General features: G+C 72.9%; 16 protein-coding genes. 10 read left to right on the top strand and 6 right to left on the bottom strand.

Annotated features, from left to right (window positions below):
- Positions 1–64: 64 nt before the first annotated feature.
- From ACZ52R_RS36135 to ACZ52R_RS36125, 3 genes are all read left to right on the top strand, one after another.
- On the top strand, positions 65–1,144 hold the full coding sequence (locus ACZ52R_RS36135; RefSeq protein ID WP_465754955.1) for a class I SAM-dependent methyltransferase: 1,080 nt from the start codon (positions 65–67) through the stop codon (positions 1,142–1,144).
- A 189-nt stretch (positions 1,145–1,333) separates the two neighbouring features.
- Complete coding sequence (locus tag ACZ52R_RS36130) at positions 1,334–2,206, top strand: sulfurtransferase (protein ID WP_360491608.1); 873 nt, start codon at positions 1,334–1,336, stop codon at positions 2,204–2,206.
- 186 nt (positions 2,207–2,392) lie between these two features.
- Complete coding sequence (locus tag ACZ52R_RS36125) at positions 2,393–3,919, top strand: M1 family metallopeptidase (RefSeq protein ID WP_465626156.1); 1,527 nt, start codon at positions 2,393–2,395, stop codon at positions 3,917–3,919.
- A gap of 120 nt (positions 3,920–4,039) precedes the next feature.
- Here ACZ52R_RS36125 and ACZ52R_RS36120 read toward each other — a convergent pair whose 3' ends face one another.
- From ACZ52R_RS36120 to ACZ52R_RS36105, 4 genes are all read right to left on the bottom strand, one after another.
- Positions 4,040–4,882, bottom strand: a complete 843-nt coding sequence (locus ACZ52R_RS36120) for an AAC(3) family N-acetyltransferase (protein WP_465626158.1) — start codon at positions 4,880–4,882, stop codon at positions 4,040–4,042.
- Positions 4,883–5,043: 161 nt separating this feature from the next.
- The gene (locus tag ACZ52R_RS36115; protein WP_465754954.1) at positions 5,044–6,012 is read right to left on the bottom strand and encodes an NAD-dependent epimerase/dehydratase family protein; all 969 of its coding nucleotides are present in this window, start codon (positions 6,010–6,012) and stop codon (positions 5,044–5,046) included.
- Positions 6,013–6,035: 23 nt separating this feature from the next.
- Complete coding sequence (locus tag ACZ52R_RS36110; RefSeq protein ID WP_465754953.1) at positions 6,036–7,148, bottom strand: alkene reductase; 1,113 nt, start codon at positions 7,146–7,148, stop codon at positions 6,036–6,038.
- A 34-nt stretch (positions 7,149–7,182) separates the two neighbouring features.
- Positions 7,183–7,764: a hypothetical protein gene (locus ACZ52R_RS36105; RefSeq protein ID WP_465754952.1), complete on the bottom strand. Its 582-nt coding sequence runs from the start codon at positions 7,762–7,764 to the stop codon at positions 7,183–7,185.
- Positions 7,765–7,981: 217 nt separating this feature from the next.
- Here ACZ52R_RS36105 and ACZ52R_RS36100 point away from each other — a divergent pair, with 217 nt between their 5' ends.
- Together ACZ52R_RS36100 and ACZ52R_RS36095 are read left to right on the top strand one after the other, a co-directional pair.
- Positions 7,982–9,364 (top strand): MFS transporter, encoded by a 1,383-nt coding sequence (locus tag ACZ52R_RS36100; protein WP_465754951.1) that lies wholly within the window; start codon positions 7,982–7,984, stop codon positions 9,362–9,364.
- A gap of 424 nt (positions 9,365–9,788) precedes the next feature.
- Positions 9,789–12,023 (top strand): RICIN domain-containing protein, encoded by a 2,235-nt coding sequence (locus ACZ52R_RS36095; protein ID WP_465754950.1) that lies wholly within the window; start codon positions 9,789–9,791, stop codon positions 12,021–12,023.
- 183 nt (positions 12,024–12,206) lie between these two features.
- Here the strand turns inward: ACZ52R_RS36095 and ACZ52R_RS36090 are convergent, their stop codons facing one another.
- A complete protein-coding gene (locus tag ACZ52R_RS36090) occupies positions 12,207–13,439 on the bottom strand; it encodes an ROK family protein (protein ID WP_465626173.1) in 1,233 nt (410 codons plus the stop codon).
- 210 nt (positions 13,440–13,649) lie between these two features.
- On the opposite strand from ACZ52R_RS36090, the gene ACZ52R_RS36085 reads away from it, so the two are divergent.
- The 5 genes from ACZ52R_RS36085 (at position 13,650) to ACZ52R_RS36065 (ending at position 18,890) form a co-directional block, all read left to right on the top strand.
- A complete protein-coding gene (locus tag ACZ52R_RS36085) occupies positions 13,650–14,420 on the top strand; it encodes an ABC transporter substrate-binding protein (RefSeq protein WP_465754949.1) in 771 nt (256 codons plus the stop codon).
- 98 nt (positions 14,421–14,518) lie between these two features.
- On the top strand, positions 14,519–14,956 hold the full coding sequence (locus ACZ52R_RS36080; protein WP_465754948.1) for a hypothetical protein: 438 nt from the start codon (positions 14,519–14,521) through the stop codon (positions 14,954–14,956).
- A 93-nt stretch (positions 14,957–15,049) separates the two neighbouring features.
- Positions 15,050–16,003, top strand: coding sequence for a carbohydrate ABC transporter permease (locus ACZ52R_RS36075; protein ID WP_465626177.1), 954 nt, complete (start codon positions 15,050–15,052; stop codon positions 16,001–16,003).
- On the top strand, positions 16,000–16,866 hold the full coding sequence (locus ACZ52R_RS36070) for a carbohydrate ABC transporter permease (protein WP_465626179.1): 867 nt from the start codon (positions 16,000–16,002) through the stop codon (positions 16,864–16,866). The genes ACZ52R_RS36075 and ACZ52R_RS36070 overlap by 4 nt, the downstream gene beginning before the upstream one ends.
- An 11-nt stretch (positions 16,867–16,877) precedes the next feature.
- Positions 16,878–18,890 (top strand): hypothetical protein, encoded by a 2,013-nt coding sequence (locus ACZ52R_RS36065; protein WP_465626181.1) that lies wholly within the window; start codon positions 16,878–16,880, stop codon positions 18,888–18,890.
- Between the two features lie 102 nt (positions 18,891–18,992).
- Here the strand turns inward: ACZ52R_RS36065 and ACZ52R_RS36060 are convergent.
- The coding region (locus ACZ52R_RS36060) for an amidohydrolase family protein (protein ID WP_465754947.1) at positions 18,993–19,556 on the bottom strand (564 nt) is incomplete at its 5' end.

Raw genomic sequence — 19,556 nt, 5'->3', positions numbered from 1 at the left:
TCGTGGGGTGGCGGCGTAGCGTGGCAGGGAGGGGGTTGCCGTCCCGGCCGCGGAGGAGGAAGTCATGTCCGTACGGGAACCGGACGCGGTGAAGCAGGAGGCCTTCGCCGGACGGATGGTGCAGGTGCTGAACGACGCCTGCCTGGGATTCCTGACCAGCCTCGGCCACCAGACCGGGCTCTTCGACCTGATGGCCGGACTCGCGCCCTCGACCAGCGAGGAGATCGCGAGCACCGCCGGACTGAACGAGCGCTACGTGCGCGAGTGGCTGGGCGGCATGGTGGTCGGCGGCATCGTCGAGTACGACCCGGAACGGCGCACCTACGCGCTCCCGCCCGAGCACGCGGCGTCCCTGACCCGGGCGGCCGGGCCGGACAACCTGGGCGCCATGATGCAGTTCCTGTCGATGATCGGCGAGGTCGAGCAGGACCTGCTCGGCCACTTCCGCACCGGCGGCGGGATGCCGTACTCCGCCTACCCGCGCTTCCAGCGGCTGCAGGCAGAGGAGACCGCCCGGGTGTACGACCTGGCGCTGGTGGACGCGATCGTGCCGCTGGTGGACGGGCTGACCGAGCGGCTGCGGGCCGGGATCGACGTGGTGGACATCGGCACCGGGCAGGGCCACGCCATCACGGTGCTCGCCAAGGCGTTCCCCGCGAGCCGGTTCACGGGGATCGACATCTCCGCCGAGGGGATCGCCGCCGCCCGCGAATCGGCGGCCGAACTCGGCCTCCACAACGCCTGGTTCGAGGTCACCGACTCCGCCGAGCTGACCGGCAGGTACGACCTGGTCACCGCCTTCGACGTGATCCACGACCTGGCCCGCCCGACCCGGACGCTCGCCGCCGTCGCGGGCGCGCTGCGGCCCGACGGGGTCTTCCTGATGGGCGACATCGCGGCCAGCAGCAAGCTGGAGGAGAACGTCGAGCACCCGCTGGCGCCCGCGCTCTACACCTTCTCGACCTTCTACTGCATGACGGTCTCGCTCGGCGAGGGCGGCGAGGGCCTCGGGACGGTCTGGGGCGAGCAGACCGCGCGGCGGATGCTGGCGGAGGCCGGGTTCCGGTCGGTCGAGGCGAAGCGGGTCGAGGGGGACATCCTGAACCTGTACTACGTGGCGCGGCCGGACGGGGCGGCCGCCTGAGGGGAGGCTGACGGACGCGGTTCCCGGCCGGGGTGGCGAACGGCGGACGGGCGCGGTTTTCGGCCGGGGTGGCCCGGGCGCGGCGGCAGACGTACGTTCGAAGTGTCCGGCCCGTTCGCGGCGCGCCGGCGCGTGCGCGCCCGGCGGCCCGGTCCGTGCAGCCCTGGGCGGAGTGAAGGAGGGCACGGGATGACCGGCAACGGCTACGCACACCCCGAGGCGCTGGTCGGCACCGACTGGCTGGCCCACCACCTGGACGACGGGACGATCCGGGTCGTCGAGGTGGACGAGGACACCACCGCCTACGACCGGGACCACATTCCCGGCGCGGTCGGCTGGAACTGGACCACCGACCTGCACAGCCGGGTCGGCCGCGACTACGCCGACCGCGACGGCGTCCAGCACCTGCTGCGGGCGGCCGGGGTCGAGGACGACACCACCGTGGTGCTGTACGGCGGCAACAACAACTGGTTCGCCGCGTACGCCTACTGGCTCTTGCGGCTGCGCGGTTTCGGGCCGGTGCGGCTGTTGGACGGCGGGCGCAAGAAGTGGGAGCTGGAGGGCCGCGAGCTCACCGGCGAGGTGATGGACTACCAGCACACCGGCTACCGGCTGACCGGGCCCGAGCGGCCGGAGCTGCGGGCGCTGCGGGACGAGGTGCTGGCCAAGGCCGAGGTGTTCGCCAAGCCAGGGGCGGACGCGGTCCTGGTGGACGTCCGCTCGCCGGCCGAGTTCCGGGGCGAGCTGATCGCGCCGCCGCACCTGCCGCAGGAGCAGGCACAGGTGCCCGGGCACATCCCGGGCGCGGTCAACATCCCCTGGTCGCAGGCGGCCAACGATGACGGTTCGTTCCGGTCGGCGGAGGAGCTGCGGGCACTGTACGCGGGCAAGGGCGTGGAGACGGAGCGCGAGGTGATCGCCTACTGCCGGATCGGCGAGCGGTCGGCGCACACCTGGTTCGCGCTCACCGAGCTGCTCGGCTACCCGCACGTGAAGAACTACGACGGCTCGTGGACGGAGTACGGCTCGCTGGTGCGGGCTCCGGTGACGCTCGGGGCCTGAGTGGTGAGAGTGGCCTGAGCGGCAGGAGTGACAAGTGGGGTGAGGTGACGGCGTCGCGGCATTGCTGCGACGGTGTCATTTCGGCGCGTTTCTTTTCATGAACATCTCACAATGGGGGAGTGGAGCGGGGACCACCGGGACAAGGATCGATCCAACCCATCGTTCCGGTGATCCCTGGAGGACCACGTGCGCAAGAGGCTGATCGTCTCTGCTGCCAGTGCCCTGAGCCTGTTCCTGGCCGTCCCCGCCTCGGCATCCGACTTCCAACCCGGCGCGGCCGGGACGGGCGACTCCTACTACCCGACCTACGGCAACGGCGGATACAACGTCTCGCACTACGACATCCGGCTGAAGTACCAGCCCGCCACCGACGAACTCGAAGGCACCACCACCATCCTGGCCACCGCCACCCAGGACCTCTCCCGGTTCAACCTCGACTTCGCGCTGAACGTCTCGGAGGTCCGGGTCAACGGGCGGCCCGCGACCTTCACCACCAGCGGAGAGCAGGAGCTGGAGGTCACCCCCGCCCGGCCGCTCGCCAAGGGCAGCCAGGCCACCGTGGTGGTCCGCTACAAGGGTGTGCCCTCCACTGTGAAGAAGTACGGCTTCACCGCCTGGCTGCGCACGCCGGACGGCGCGGTGGCGGCCGGCGAGCCCGAGTCGGCCTGGTGGTGGTTCCCGAGCAACGACCACCCGAGCGACAAGGCCACCTTCGACGTCTCGGTGCTGGTGCCGGACGGCAACCAGGTGATCAGCAACGGCCTCCTGACCGGCACCTCCTCCCAGGCCGGGTGGACCCGCTACAGCTGGCGCGAGACCAAGCCCCAGGCGACATATCTGGCCACGCTCGCGGTCGGCAAGTTCGACGTCACGACGGACACCACGCCGAGCGGGCTGCCGGTCTACAACGCGTACAGCAAGGACCTCGGCGACAACGCGGACGCGGCCAAGGCGAGCGTCGAGCGCACCGGCGAACTCGTCGACTGGCTGAGCGGCTACTTCGGCGACTACCCGTTCAGCTCGGTCGGCGGCTACGTCCCCAACGTCCCGACCGGCTTCGCGCTGGAGACCCAGACCCGGGTCTTCTACAGCCCCCGGATGTTCGCGAAGGGCTCCAACACCTCGGTGGTCGTCCACGAGCTGGCCCACCAGTGGTACGGCGACAGCGTCTCGCTCTCGCGCTGGAGCGACATCTGGCTGAACGAGGGCTTCGCCCGGTACTCGCAGTTCCTCTGGTCCGAGCACGAGAACGAGGGCACCGCGCAGGAACTGGCCGACTACGTCTACGCCTCCCACCCGGCCGCCGACCCGTTCTGGACCGTCAAGCCGGGCGACCCGGGTGCCGACGACCAGTTCTCGGGCGCCGTGTACGACCGGGGCGCGGTCGCCATCCAGGCGCTGCGCAACACCGTCGGGGACGAGAAGTTCTTCCGGATCCTCAAGGGCTGGCCCACCGAGCGCCGCTACGGCAACGCCACCATCCCGGAATTCCAGGCGTACGCGGAGAAGATCTCCGGCAAGAAGCTCGGCGACCTCTTCCAGACCTGGCTCTTCACCGCCGCGAAGCCGGCCGCCGGGCCGGTGCCGGCGGGGGCCGCGGCGGCCGCCTCGCTGGCGCCGGGCGCGGGCCAGGCCGACGAGCAGCTGCCGGCGGAGCCGAAGTCCTGGAAGAAGATCCAGGAGACCAACTCCCTGCACGACGCGCGGCACTGACCCGCGGCATTGACCCGCGGCACTGACGCCCCGGTTGTGACGCCGGGTCGGGCCAGGTGAGGTGAGGTGAGGTGACGGGCGGGGCCCGGGTGTCCGCTCGAGCGCGAGCGGGCGGCCGGGCTACGCCGTTGCGGGACCGTCCGCCGCTGCTCCCCGGCCGTCCGCCGCCAGTAGCTCGGTGAGGCGGCGGACGGCGAAGGGTATGAGATCCCGGACCGGGACCAGCCGGCAGGGCGCGGCACCCACCAGCACCTCGCGGATGCCCGCCTGCTCCTCGAACTCCCGGCCCACGAGCGGGAAGTGGGTGTCATTGTCGTCGCCCACGTCCGGCGCCTCGACCCAGACCCGCTCGCCCTGGATCGCCATCGGGAAGCGCCGGAGCTTGAGCCGCCGGTTCGGCGCGAAAGTCTCGGCGTAGTGCAGGAAGGTGTTGCGGTTGTGCCCCACGCCGACCAGCAGCACATGGCCGCCGAGGTCGTGCAGCGCGCCGAACGGCGACTCCCGGCCGATGGCGAAGCCGAGCGAGCGGCGGGTGGTGACCTCCCGGGCGTGCGCCCCCACGGCGGCGACCGAGGCCTGCGGGTGCGTGCTGCGCAGGCTCTCCGGCAGGGCGCGCAGGGCCTCCGCCACCGCCCCCATGGGGGAGGGGAGATCGGGCCGGAACAGCGGGACGGCGGCCCGGAGTTCGGCGACCTCGGGGGTGGGCGGCCCGGGGTGCCCGGGGGCCGGGTCGCTGACCGTGGCGGTCGTGAAGGTGGGCACCGCGACGGTGCCGGACGGCCCCACCGCCTCGCGCAGGCTGGCCACCACGGCCGCCGCGCCGCCCTCGACCCGGCCGAGGCTGGAGAGCGAGGAGTGCACGATCAGCGCCATGCCCTCGCGGACGCCCACCCGGCGCCAGCCCGCCACGAGGTCGGCGGTGGTGAGTGGCGTGGTGAGCGGGATGGTGCCCGGTGCGGTCATGGTGCCCCCTGGTGATGCCGGTGTCGGTTCCGGAGCTGCGGGATGTGGTGCCGGTGCGGGTGCGGCGGTGATGCATCGACGGTGTGGTGGTGGTCCGATCGTTCGGGGCCGACCATAGCGGGTGCCACTGACAACCGGTCAGGAAGGGGCCGGGCCCCGGCTCATCGGGTGTCCGCCTCGGCGAGGGCCCGGGCCTCCTGCTCGGGGGTGAAGCCGTGGCCGAGCGGCGGTTCGCCGCGGCCGCGGTCCCAGGCGAGCACGTCGGCGACGGTGACGGCGAGCGGGGTCGCGGGCAGTCCGGCGGCGCGGGCCCGGGCGGGGTTGCGCCGCTGGCCGGGCCAGAGCGGCTCGGCCCGGACCAGCGGGAAGAACGGCGGCGGGGCGGTCTCCGGCGGCACCGGGACGACCTCCACTTCGGTGCCCGCGACCTCGGCGCAGACGGCGATCAGCCCGCCCAGGGTGGTCGGCTCGGCCGGGCCGACCGCGTGGAAGGCGCCCGGTCGGTCGTCCCGGAGCAGCCGCAGCACCAGCCGGGCGAGGTCGCGCACGTCGACCACCTGGACCGGCTGCTCCGGGCGGCCGGGCAGGGCGATCCGGCCGCCGCGCGCCGCCCGGCGCGCCCAGTAGGTGAGCCCGCGGTTCTCGTCGTGCGGCCCGGCCACCTTGCCGGGCCGCACGATGGTCGCCCGGTCGCCGTAGCGGGCGGTGACGTCGTCCTCGCAGGCGACCTTGAGCCGGCCGTAGGTCTCCTCGGTGAGCTGCTCCGCCTCGCACAGCGGGGCGCGGAGCGGGGCGGACTCGTCCGAGCCGGGGGCGAGGCCGTCCCGCCGGTACACCGCGTGGCTGGAGATGCAGAGGTAACGGCTGACCCGGTCGCCGAGGACGGCCATGGCCTGGTCGACCTGGTGCGGGCGGTAGCCACTGACGTCCACCACGGCGTCCCAGCGGCCGTCCCGCAGGGCGGTGAGGTCGCCGGTGTCGCGGTCGCCGATCAGCCGGCGGGCGTCGGGGAAGAGGCCGGGGCTGGTCCGGCCGCGGTTGAACAGGGTGACCTCGGCGCCGGATCGCAGGGCGTCGTCGACGATCGTGCGGCCGACGAAGGAGGTGCCACCGAGGACGAGGATCCGCATGGGGCCCAGGGTAGGACCCGGTGTCAACCGAGCTGACTGGGCGTCGGGTGGCCCGTGAGCTTCGGGTAGTCGGTGAGGCCGGTCGCCGTCCGGCCGTAGAGGTGGGTCGGGTCGACGGGGGTGAGCGGGGCGTGGGCGGCGAACCGTTCCGGCAGGTCGGGGTTGGCGATGAAGGCGCGGCCGTAGGAGACCAGGTCGGCCAGCCCGGCGGCCAGGACCGCCTCGCCGCGTTCGCGGTCGGTGGCGGCGCGGTTCTCGCCGACATTGGCGATCAGCGGGCCGGACCAGCGGGGGCGCAGGTCGGCCAGGGCCGGGTAGTCGTCGTTGTCGGTGAGGTGGAGGTAGGCCAGGCCGAGGCCGTCGAGTTCGGCGATCAGCGCCCGGTAGACCGGTGCCGGGTCGGCCTCGTGCATGCCGAACTGCGGGTTGCCGGGGGACAGTCGCAGGCCGAGGCGGTCGGGGCCGATCGCGTCGGCGACGGCGGTGACGAGTTCGATCGGGAAGCGCAGGCGGTCGGCGAGGGTGTGGGGGCCGTACTCGTCGGTGCGCAGGTTGGTGTTGTCGGCCAGGAACTGGTGGATCAGGTAGGAGTTGGCGCCGTGCAGTTCGACGGCGTCGAAGCCGGCGGCGAGTGCGTTGCGGGCGGCGCCGACGTGGTCGGCGATCGCCTGGTGGATCTCCTCGCGGGTCATCTCGCGCGGGGTGACGGCTTCGGCCTTGCCGCCGTCCCTGACGTGCACCGGGCCCGGTGCGGGGACGGCGGAGGGGCCGGCCGGCAGGTCGCCGAGCAGCCGGTTGAGGGGGTGTCCCTGGCGGCCGCCGTGCATCAGCTGGGCGACGATCCGCCCGCCGGCCGCCTGCACGGCCTCGGTGACCGCGCGCCAGCCGGCCACGTGCGCGGGCGTCTCCAGGCCCGGGAGGTACCAGCCGGACTGGCCGCGGCTGCTGGGCCAGATGCCCTCGGTGACGATCAGGCCGGCGCTCGCGCGCTGGGCGTAGTACTCGGCGACGACGGGCAGTGGCGTACCGTCCGCGGCGGCCCGGTAGCGCGTCATCGGGGCCATGACGACGCGGTTGGGGAGGTCGAGTGAGCCGAGGCGGTACGGGCCGAGCAGGGATTCCGTGGTGGTGGTCATGCCGGCACGGTAGAACTTGACATCAATGTCAGGTTCAAGCGCCGGTGGCCCCTTCGGTGGTTGCCGGGGTCGCGAGGGTTGCGGCTGCGGCGCTCGCCTCGGTGAGGATCAACTCCTCCATGCCGTACAGGAAGTGCTCCATCGCGGGGCGCGGCAGCACGGAGGGGTTCGCGGTCATGGCGAGGCTGAGCGCCTCGGGGGACTGCAGGGCGTCCAGGGCGTAGGTCAGGCCGGGGCGCGGCTCGAACTCGACCGGCCAGGTGAGGGTGGTCCGGTCGTCGCCGGGGTCGGCGGTGGCGGGGAGCAGCTCGCGGGTGTCGTTGAAGACGCAGGACCGGTCGGCGAGTTCGACGCCCTCGGCGGTCAGCCGCGCGATCTCGGCGGCCAGCGCGTGCAGCGAGTCGTGCAGGTGCAGCAGCTGCTCCAGTGCGCCGCGCACGACGGGCAGCGGCAGCCCGGGGTCCAGTGGCGCGGCGGTGGTGATGTTGTAGCGCGGCGCGTCGGCCGGGGCCAGCCGGCGTACGGCGTCCCAGATGTCCTGTTGGCCCCAGGTGGCCGGGCCGGACCCGGCCCGTCCGGACGAGAAGACGATCTCCAGCAGTTGACGAGTGCTCACCGTGAGGCTCTCCGTAGTGCGGTGGTCATGACGTCGTGCCGGTGCGTTGGGAGCGCGGGGTGCTGCTGGGGAGAGTGTGGCGCACCGCCCGCCGCACGTCGAGGGTCCGGTGGGTCGGGGGTGGCCGGGTGGGACGGGGGACGGGGGTTCCATGGTTGTCTTGATATGAAGTATCTTGATGTCGAGATTGATGCCGATCGTGCGACGGGGGCCTGCCATGCGGGGGAACGGACTGATAGCGCAGCTGCGGAAGCCCCCGGGCGGGCGGGACGCGCGGATCATGCTGCTGGCGCAGTGCGTCGACCGGACCGGGACCGGCGTCTGGGCGGCGGCCTCGGTGCTCTACTTCACCTACGTGTGCGGGATGGACGCCCGGCAGCTCGGCCTGCTGCTGGGCGTCGGCGCGGTGGCGGGGATCGCCGGATCGCCGCTGGCCGGGCGGGCGGCCGAGCGGGTGCCGGTGCGGTGGCTGCTGATCGGGTGCCACCTGCTGCGGCTGGGGACGATGAGCCTGCTGCTGGTCGTCGACGACTTCGCCGCGCTGCTCCCCGTCGTCGCCCTGACCTGCCTCGCCGAGCGGGCCGCCAAGACCCTGGAGATGCTGTTCGCCACCCGGATCGCGGGCGAGCGGCGCGCCACGTACCAGGCGCTGTTCCGCAGCGTGGCCAACGCCGGGTACGCGGTCGGCGCGGGCATCTCGGCGATCGGCCTCGCCGTGGGCACCACCGCCGCCTACCGCACGCTGATCGTGGCCAACGGGCTCTCCTTCGTCCTGGCCGCCGTCCTCGTCTGGCGTACCCGGGAACCGGCCGGGCGCGGCCTGGTCGCGGCGGCCTCCGGGGCGGAGCCCGCCGCCGACCCGATCGCCGCGCCGAGCCCCTGGCGCGACCGCGGCTACCTGCTGTTCGTCCTGCTGGACATGCCGATGAACCTGGACGACTCGATCCTCAACGTCGGCCTGCCGCTCTGGCTCGTCCACCACACCGGCGCGCCGCACGCCGTCGTCCCGGTCTTCCTGGTCCTCAACACGGTGCTCGTGGTGCTGCTGCAACTGCGCGTCTCGGCACTGGCGGAGGGCCCGCGCGGGGCGGCCGCGGCGGTGGGCTGGTACGGGGCGACGCTGTTCGCCGGCTGTCTGTTGATCGCGCTCGCCACCGGCGCAGGGCCATGGACGGCCTCGCTCGCGTTGCTGGCCGCGGCGATGCTGGTCACCCTGGCGGAGCTGATGCGGTCGGTGAGCTCCTGGGAGCTGGCGGTCGTCCTGGCGCCGCCGGGTGCCCAGGCCTCGTACCTGGGGGTGGCCGGGATGTCCCAGTCGGTACAGAAGTCGGTGGGCCCGCTGCTGCTGACCGGGGTGGTGATGGCGGCCGGACCGGCCGGCTGGCTGGGCCTCGGCGCGGCGAGCGTCGGCCTCGGCGCGCTCCAGCGCCGGGCCAGCCTGCGCCGACTGGCCGCCCTGACCGGCCCGGCGGCGCCCGAGGCTCCGGCGGCGCCCGAGGCTCCGGCGGCGCCCGAGGCTCCGGCGGCGCCCGAGGCTCCGGCGGCGACCAAGGCTTCGGCGGCCGAGCCGTCGAAGCGGGCGGGCGCGGCGGTCGGCTGAGTCGGTGGACGCCGCCGGGCCGGTCAGCGGGCGCCCGGGGCGTTGGCGGCGGTGACGTATAGGCCCGGGGTGCGCGGGACTGATCAACGGGCTGAGCTTTGATCACCGGGGACGTTCGAAAATGCTCAACCGTGGCCCCTGGGGTCGGCGGGGTCCGATGGCCGGATCGTGCCTGGTTCTCCCGGATTTGAGTGGGTGTGAGCGGTCGCGGCAGGGCGCTTTGGAGGTCTTGACTTCCCCGAAGTGCTCTGCAACCCTTTGCTCGAAGTTGAGCGATAGTGGTCAGAGTGAATCAAAATCGACCCAGTCTCGATACAGCCTCGCGCGCACACGGCCCCGGTCCGTCGTGACTCGTGCCGGCGCGTCGCGCTCGGGCTCCCTTCCCCCACGGCAGCACCGATAGGTGCCCCGCAAAGGAGTACCCGTGTCCCTTCCCCCACCCCGAAGGCTCGCCGTCGCCCTGACAGCCGCAGCCGCGCTGCTGGCCCCCGCCGTCCTTCCGGCCGGAGCCGGGGCCGCGGCCTCGGCCGATGCCTCCGCGACCGCGACCTACACGGTGAGCGTCGGAGCGCCGACCCCCTACCTGCACCCGACCGACACCCCGGCCGTCCCGTACGTCGACAAGGACGGCACCTTCTACTTCCAGCAGTCGGCCGCGCTCTACGGCAAGAACGACCCGCGCTACTGGGACTTCTTCACCGGGAGCGACTTCGACACCGCCACCCGCTCCGGTGCCATCAGCGACGCCGTGAACCCGGCCGACGCCACCGACCGGAACAACGACACGACCGCGCGCTGCAACAACAGCCCCACGGGCCGCGAGGCGACGTTCGCCGGCGGCACCAGCGGGTACGCGCAGAAGAACTACTGCGACCTGTCCGGGGTCTGGGTCGATCCCGACACCGGTGACTGGTACGGGCTGGTGCACAACGAGTTCACCCCGCAGCCGTTCGGCGACGGACTCCACTACGACGCGATCGACTACGCGGTCTCCACCGACCAGGGTCGGACCTGGAGCATCAGGGACCACGCCATCACCTCGCCGTACAGCACGAAGCGGGGCGACACCGCCCAGTTCCCGAACCAGACGTACTCCTACGGCGACGGCGACCAGCGGCTGCTCGTGGATGCCGCGTCCGGGTACTTCTACGTGTTCTACGGCTCGCGCGTCGTGGACAAGAGCGGCGGCTGGAAGGCCTTCCACGAGCACGTCGCCCGCGCGCCGATCTCCGCCAAGATGGCCCCCGGCTCCTGGCAGAAGTGGTACGACGGCGCCTGGTCCCAGCCCGGCCGGGGCGGCCGGGAGAGCAACATGGTGCCGGCCGACTCCGCGAACCCCGCCGGCTACACCCCGGTGGCGGGGGAGTACGACCCGGCCACCACGGGGACCGCGGACCAGCAGGTCGCGGCCGGGAAGATGCCCCCGACCTCGCCCCTGTTCGTCATGGACGTGACCTACGACGCCCATCTCGGGCTGTACATCGGCGAGCCGCAGGCCGTCGACCAGAGCGGCAACGCGCCCCAGCGCTACTACGCCACCGCGGACCTCTCCACCCAGAAGTGGGTCCCGATCGGCGACAGCGGGAGCTACCACACCGCCTCCTGGTACCGCTGGTTCCTCGACAGCGCCAATCGCACCGGCTCCGCGATCGTCGGCCGCACCTTCCGCACCTACTGCGCGTTCGGGTGCTCCGGCGGCGCGTCCGGCGAGTACGTGAACGTCACCATCGACTCCTCGACGCCCGCGACGCCTCCTGTCGACGTGAGCAGGACGTACCGGATCGCCAACGGCGACGGCCGGGTGCTCGCCCAGCTCGCCGGGGGCTCGGCCACCACCTCGGTGGCGGCGCCGACCGGCTCCGCTCGGGAGTCCTGGGCCTTCGCCGCCAACGGTGACGGCTCCTACCGGATCGCCAACTCCGCCACCGGGCAGCTGCTCGGCGTCGATTCCTCGGCGGTCGGCGGCCGCGCCTGGGGCGCCCGCCCCACCACCGGTCCGGCTCCGGCGGGCGGGCCGACCGTCGGTCAGCAGTGGTTCCTCCTTCCCGGTACGGCGGCCGACGGCACGAGGACCGGTTCGCTGCGGATCGTGAACCGTTACAGCGGCCTCGCGCTCGGCCTGTCCGCGAACGCCGGCCGGCTCACCGAGACCACCCCGGCCCGGAGTTGGACGGACACCACCGGAAGTACCGTGGGCGGCGCGCGGACCGCGGCCGAGCAGACCCTGACGCTCACGCCCGACGGAGCGGCCGCACTCGACGGTCCCCGCACGGTGGTGGCCTCGGGCAAGGCGCTGGACGATCCCGGCCACTCCACCGGCCAGGGCACCCAGCTCGTCACCTGGACCCCCAACGGCGGCGCGAACCAGAGCTGGGTCTTCACCCGGCAGCCCGACGGCAGCTACCGGATCGCGAACGCCGAGTCGAAGCTGTGCATGGACGTCAGCGGCGGCTCGACCTCGGCCGGCGCCCAGGTGATCCAGTGGGCCTGCACCGGCGGCGCCAACCAGCGGTGGATCGCCACCCCGGTGGCGGGCGGCTACACGCTCGCCTCGCAGCAGAGCGGGCTGCTGCTCACCACCGCGTCGAAGAGCGTCGGCGCGCCGGTCACCCAGCAGCCCGACACCGGCTCCGCCCTCCAGCACTGGGTCATCGGCTGAGCTGACCGGACCGTGACGGCCGTCAGGCCGTGACGCGCAGGGCCCGCGGAGGCGCTCCGCGGGCCCTGCGCGTACGTGGCGCGTGCCGATGGGGTATTGATTCGGTCGGGAGTCGAACGATGCTCGGGGTCGAACTGTGGCGGGGAGTCGAACTATGGCTGACCCGTGGGCTGCCGGGCCGGCTCAGTCGCGGCTCATCGCTCGCGTCGGGTCCTGGTAGACGGCGTCGAGGGCGAGCAGGGCGGCTCCGCGCATGGTGCCGGTCAGGCCGATCCGGGACAGGAGGATCTCGGAGCCGCCCGAGTCCGGTGCCATCACGCGCTCGCGGACCTGGTCGGTCACGCTGTCGATCAGGTACTCGCCGAAGAACGCGAAGTGGCCGCCGAGCACGACCAGTCGGGGGTTGAGGATGTCGGCGAGGAGCGCGATGCCGGGGGCGAGGTTGTCGGCGATGCGCCGCAGCGCGTCCAGTGTGCGGGCGTCCCCGGCCCGCGCGCGGTCGCGCAGTTCGGTGAGGCGCCGTTCCAGGTCCACCATCGGGTCCCAGACCATGTCGCCGGGGTCGGCGGCGTAGCGCAGCAGGGCCCCGCGGCCCACGGTGGTCTCCCAGCAGCCGCGCCGCCCGCAGGTGCAGAGCCGGTCGGAGGGCACCAGCTGGAGGTGGCCGACCTCGCCCGCGTAGCCGCCCGTGCCGCGCAGGAGCTGTCCGCCCGCGATGATGCCGACGCCGACGCCGGTCTGGCCGGTGACGTAGACGAGGTCGCGGACGTCGTCGGCGGACGCCCGGACGTACTCGGCCAGGGCGCCGAGCTTGGCGTCGTTCTCCAGGTGCAGCTCCGGGGCGGTGGGGCCGAGCCGCTCGCGCAGGCCGGCGATCGCCGGCACGTCGCTCCAGCCGATGTTGGAGGCGTAGGTGACGGTGCCGGTGGCGAGCCTGACGGTGCCCGGCGTCGCCAGCGTCACCCCGACGATGTGCCCGCCGTCGCGGCGGAGCCGGTCGATGCCCCGGGTGATCAGCTGGGCGGTGGTGTCGAGGACGGCGCCGGGGCCGGCGGCCCGTACGTCGAACGGGATCCGTTCCTCGGCGGTCACCTCGCCCTTGAGGTTGAGGGCGAGCAGGCCGACGTAGTCCACGTTGATCTCGGCGCCGATGCCGTGGACGCCGGTGCCGTCGATCTCCACGGCCTGTCCCGGCCGACCGACCGTGCCCCGGTCCCGTTCGGCCTCGCCCTCGCGGATCAGGCCGCCGTCGAGGAGTTCCGCGGTCAGGTTGGACACGGTCGCCTTGGGCAGGCCGGTGTCCTCGGCGATCCGGCTGCGGCTGCGCGGGCCGTCGTCGCGCAGGAGTCGCAGGACCATGCCCAGGTTGGCCCGCCGGGCGGAGGAGCGGTCGCGGGCGACGGCCGGTCCCGCCATCGCCAGGTTCCGTACGCCGGTGCCCTCCAGTGCTGAGCTGATTGCCCTCTCCTCTCGCGCGTCATCCCCGGGCCGGCCGTGCGGTGCTCCCCGACTCGTGGCGCGGGCTGCTGCGGCCGGTCCGCCACCGCTCTTGACTTTAGCAGGGTTAGTTCAAACAATAACCGAACGAATTACGCACCGCCCGGTCCCCCAACCGAGGAGACGCACGTGAAGGCCGGAACCACCACCCTCGCCGCGATAGCCGTCGTCACCGCATCGACCGTCCTGGTCGGCTGCTCGTCCAGTGGTGACCAGGGATCGACGGGCTCCGCCGGGGGGCCCGTGAAGCTGGAGCTCTGGGGCTGGGCCCCCGGATACGACCAGGTCGTGGAGGCGTTCAACCGGACCCACCCGGACATCCAGGTGACCTTCGGCAAGACCGCCTCCGGCTCCAAGGGCGGCTACACCAAGATGCTCACCGCCGCGAAGGCCGGCAACGCCCCCTGCCTGGCCCAGGTCGGCTACGAGACGCTGCCCAGCTTCGCCGCCGCCGGCGCCCTCACCGACATCACCAAGTACACCGCCGACGCCAAGGCGAAGTTCGCCGACTGGACCTGGAAGCAGGTCACCATCGGCGGGCAGACCTACGGCATCCCCGTGGACACCGCGCCGATGGCGCTGTACTACCGCAAGGACCTCTTCGCCAAGTACGGCATCACCACCCCGCCGGCCACCTGGGAGGAGTACGCGGCCGACGCCGCCACGGTGCACGCCGCCGACCCGACCGTCTACCTCGGCAACTTCGGCAACGACGCCTACAACTACGCCGGGCTCGCCTGGCAGGCGGGCGCCAAGTGGTTCGGCACCGGCAACGACACCTGGCAGGTGAGCCTCGCCGGCGAGGCCGGCACGAAGGTGGCCGGATTCTGGCAGGGCCTGCTGGACAGGAAGCTCCTCAAGGCCGATCCGAGCTACGACCCGTCGCTCTACGCCGACTGACGGACGGCAAGGTCCTGACCGACGTCAACGCGGTCTGGAACGCCCCGACCCTCGCGAGCAGCGTCAAGAGCGGCGCCGGCCAGTGGGCGGTCGCCCCGATGCCGGTCTGGGACGCCGCCGACCCGGTCTACGGCAACGACGGCGGCTCGGCCACCGCCGTCCTCAAGGGCTGCGCCCACGCCAAGGAGGCCGCCGAGTTCGCCGCCTGGATGAGCACCGACCCCGACAGCGTCGGCACCCTGATCAAGGTCACCGGCATCTACCCGGCCGCGACCTCGGGCCTGACCAACCCCGCGCTCACCCAGCCCGACCCGTTCTACGGCGGCCAGGTGATCTTCGACGTCTTCAAGGCAGAGAGCGCCCACATCGCCACCGACTGGCAGTGGGGCCCCACCATGACGCAGACCTCCACCGACCTCGGCGACGGGCTCGGCAAGGCCGGCACCGGCGGCGCCACCCTGCCGAGCGTGCTCGCCGACGTGCAGCGCAAGACCGTGGCCGGCATGAAGCAGCAGGGTCTGGCCGTCTCCGGCTGACGCCCCGCCGACCGGACCCGCACCACCCCCACGGGTGCGGGTCCGGAATGACGGCTCCGCACCATCCGGTCAGACCGAGGAGAGGCAACACGCATGACCACCGCCCCCGCCGGGCGGACAGCACCGCAGGCCCCGCCGGAACGGCCGGCCCGGCCCGCCCGCCGCCCACGCGGCCGGGGCCGGACCGCCGCCCTGTTCCTGGCCCCCTTCCTGCTGCTGTTCACGGCCCTGTACCTGGCACCCATCGGCTACACCGTCCACCAGAGCCTGTACCGGATGCGCCGCTCCGGCCTCGGCCTCTCGGCACCCACGCAGGTGTTCGCCGGCCTCGGCAACTACACCACCGCGCTGGGCGACCCGGAGTTCCGCGCCTCGCTGCTGCGGGTGCTGCTGATCGGTGTCGTCCAGGTGCCGCTGATGCTGCTGCTGGCCCTGGTCCTGGCGCTCCTCCTGGACGCCAGGTCGACCATGTTCAAGCGGTTCTTCCGGCTGGCGTTCTTCCTGCCCTACGCCCTGCCCGGCGTGGTCGGCGCGATCATGTGGTCGTACCTGGTGGCCCCCGGACTCAGCCCGATCACCGCAGCCGCCGAACACCTCGGCCTCCACCTGAGCCTGACCTCCGACGCCATGCTCGGCCCGACCATCGGCAACATGCTGACCTGGGGGTGGACCGGCTACAACATGCTGATCATCTACTCCGCCCTGCAGTCCATCCCGGCGGAACTCGGCGAGGCCGCCGTCATGGACGGCTGCTCGGCCATCGGCATCGCCTGGCGCATCAAGGTGCCGATGATCCGCCCGGCCCTCGTGCTCACCACGGTGTTCTCCATCATCGGCACCGCCCAGCTCTACAACGAGCCGGCCATCCTGCACAACGTGGCGCCGAACCTGAGCAGCACCTACACCCCGATCTACGCCGCCTACAACGCCGTGGACGCCGACAACTTCACCATGGCCGCCACCGAGTCCGTCCTGCTCGCGCTGCTGGCGTTCGTGCTCTCCTTCGGCTTCCTCAAGCTCGTCCAGCGCCGCGGAGCCGCCCTGTGAGCACACCGTCCACCCCCCGCACGCACCCGCCGGCCTCCCGCTGGCTCGTCCTGGGCGTCCTGCTCATCGCCTCCGTCTACTTCCTGGCCCCCGTGTGGTGGCTGCTCGTCGCCTCGACGAAGACAAGCAGCGGCCTCTTCTCCGGGAACGGCTTCTGGTTCGGCGACTTCGCCCTCTTCGACAACCTCGGCCAGGTGTTCACCCGCCAGGACGGCATCTACTGGCAGTGGCTGGGCAACAGCGCCCTCTACGCGGTCGGCGGCGCGGGCATCAGCACCCTCTTCTCCGCCATGGCGGGCTACGCGCTGGCCAAGTACCGGTTCCGCGGGCGGGAACTCACCTTCAACGGTGTCCTCGCCGCCGTACTCGTCCCGCAGCCGCTGCTGGCCGTGCCGCTCTACCTGCTCTTCTCCCGGCTCCACCTGGTCAACACCCACTGGGCGGTCCTGCTGCCCAGCATGGTCAGCCCCTTCGGCGTCTACCTCGCCCGCGTCTACGCCGCCGCCTCCGTCCCCGACGAGATCATCGAGGCCGGACGGATCGACGGAGCCGGCGAACTGCGGATCTTCGCCACCATCGCGCTGCGGGTGATGTCCCCGGCGCTGGTCACCGTCTTCCTGTTCCAGTTCGTCTCCATCTGGACCAACTACCTGCTGCCCGTCCTGATGCTGGCCGACGACCACCTCCAGCCGGTCACCGTCGGCGTCGTCGGCTGGCAGGCCCAGCGGGCGCTCGGACCCGGCGCGCCGCCGCTGAACATCGTGATCACCGCGGCCATGGTCTCCGCCGTCCCGCTGGTCGTCCTCTTCCTGTCCCTGCAACGCTTCTGGCGCTCCGGCCTCACCGCCGGCAGCACCAAGTGAGGAGGCCTCGCGTGCCCGCGAGGTACCACCTGCGGTTCCAGCTCCACCCGACCCCGGACGCCGCCGAACGGGCCGCCGAACTGGCCGAGTTCTGCCGGGACGCCGGCGTCGACGAGGTCGTCCTCCTCCTCGGAGCGGAGGAGTTCCACGCCGGGCACCCCTACGGCGCCGCCGAGGACCGCTGGTACGACACCGCCTCCGCCGCGGCCACGGTCCTGCGGACGGCCGGGCTCGACGTCAGCCTCAACCCCTGGGTGACCGCCGGCCACGCGGACCGCGGCCGCGTCGACCGCCTGGGATTCGCGCCCATGGTCGGCCCGGACGGCACGGTGGCCACCGCGCAGGCGTCCTTCGCCTGCCCGCGCTTCCGCTCCTGGATCACCGCCCACTACGCCCGCTTCGCCGACCTGGACCTGCGAGTGCTGTGGCTGGAGGACGACTTCCGCTACCACAACCACGCCCCGCTGCCCTGGGGCGGCGGCTTCGAACCCCTGATGCTCGACCGGTTCGCCGACCTGGCGGGGGAGCGGGCGACCCGGGAACAGCTCGTCGCGGCCGTGACCGCCCCCGGCGCGCCCCACCCCTGGCGCGCACTCCTGCAACAGGTCTGGCGCACCGCCCAACTGGAGGTCGCCTCGGCGATCGCGGCGGCCGTCTCCGAGCGGTCCGGCGGCCGTACCGGGCTCGGCCTGATGAGTTCCGAGCCCGGCGTCCACGCCGTCGAGGGCCGCGACTGGCCCGCCCTCTTCGACGCGCTCGCCATCGACGGACAGGTCACCCACCGGCCCCACTTCGCCCGCTACGGCGACGCCCCGGGCCGCGAACTCAGCTTCTCCGTCTGGATGCTGGAGGTCCAACGGGCCCTGCGGCCGCCGTACGTGCGCAGCGAACCGGAGATCGAGAACTGGCCGCACACCGCGTGGTCCAAGTCCGACACCCAGACCTGGTCCGAACTGGTCACCGCCCAACTCGCCGGCTCGGACGCCCTGTTCCTCAACGTCCACCCGATGCAGTCCGGCCGCGCCCAGCGCTTCCCCCGCGTCGCCGAACTGCTGCGCCGCTCCCGGCCCGCGCTCGACCTCGTCGCCGAACGCGTCCCGGGCCGGCCGGTCACCCACGGCGTGGCGCTCCCGGTGCGCCAGGACGCCGCCGCCCGGGTGCGCACCGACCGGGGCGGCGACCTCGCCGACCTGGCCGTGGACCCGGGCCCGGCAGCGGACTTCCTGCTCCGCTACGGCGTCCCCGTCACCGCCGGGGACGCCCCGGTCCGCGTCCTGTTCGGCCGGCTCGCCCGGGCCTACGACGACGCCGAGCTCCGGCGGATGCTCACCGGCGGCCTGCTGCTGGACGGCACCGCCGCGCGCATCCTCTGCGCACGCGGATTCGGGCACCTGATCGGCGTCACCGTCGACGAACTCGCCCAGCGCGAGGGCGGCCGCGAGAGCGTTGCCCAGCCGGGCCCCTACGCGCTGGAGCGGGTGCTCCCGGTGCCGGGGGCCGGTGCGAGTCACGGTGCCTACCTCAGCGTCAACGCGCAGCCGGCGCTGGCCCGGCTGCGGCCGGCCGCGGACGCCGAGAGCTGGACCGAGGTCCTGACCCCGGACCACCAGGTGTGGGGCGCCGGCCGGTGCGTCGTCACCAACGAACTCGGGGGCCGCGTCGGCGTCCTGGCCGCCACCGCCGTCGAACTGCTGCCCTACGACGACGACGGCCAGCGGCTGCTGCACGCCATGGTCCGCTACCTGGAGGGCGACCGCCCCACCCTGCCACTGGTCAGCGGCGGCCCCCACCTGATCCCGCAGCTGGCCCGGACGGACGAGGGCTGGCGCCTCGCCGTGGCCAACGGCAGCGCGGACCCGGCCCGGGTCCGGGTGCACCTGCCCGGCGACCCCGTCCGCACCGAGACCACCCTGCTCCGCCCGCTGGCCGCTCCGGAGGGCGTCGCCGCCACCGCGACCGGCCGCACCGTCGACATCGACGGGGACCTGCCGCACCGCGGTTGGCTGCTCGTCGACTGGCGGTAGCGGCGGAGTACGTGCCGACGGCCTGTCGGACGGATGGCTCGGACGGCCTGATCAGACGGATGACTCAGACGGACGGTCAGACGGGCGGCTCAGACGGGCGGCTCAGACGGATGTCACCGTGCGGAACCTTTCCCCGCCGAGGATCCAGCGGCCGCGGCGCATGACGGCGACCAGGTCGAAGCTGTCGGAGTCGACCACGACGAGGTCGGCGAGCTTGCCTGCTTCGAGGGTGCCGATGGAGTCGCTCAGGCCGAGCAGCCGGGCCGGGGTGGCGGACAGCGACTCGACGGCCTGGCCGAGGGTCAGCTTCCCCAGGGTGAGCGCTCTTCGGAACACCCGGTCGAGGGTGAGGGTGGAGCCCGCGATGGAGCTGCCGTCCGGAAGCATCGCCACGCCGTCCTTGACTTCGACTTGGAGGGGGCCGAGGGGGTAGAGGCCGTCGCCCATGCCGGCGGCGCCCATGGCGTCGGTGATCAGGGCGACGCGGGCGGGGCCGGCGGTGCCGTAGGCGAGGTCGAGGACGGAGGGGTGCAGGTGGACGCCGTCGTTGATGAGTTCGACGGTGACCCGCTCGTCCTCGAGGAGGGCGACGATGGGGCCGGGGGCGCGGTGGGCGATGCCGGGCATGGCGTTGAAGAGGTGGGTGGCGACGGTGGCGCCGGCGTC

Source organism: Kitasatospora sp. NPDC034023 (genome assembly GCF_055575795.1).
The sequence above is the reverse complement of the archived record's forward strand: the minus strand, read 5'-3'. Positions and strand labels throughout refer to the sequence as shown.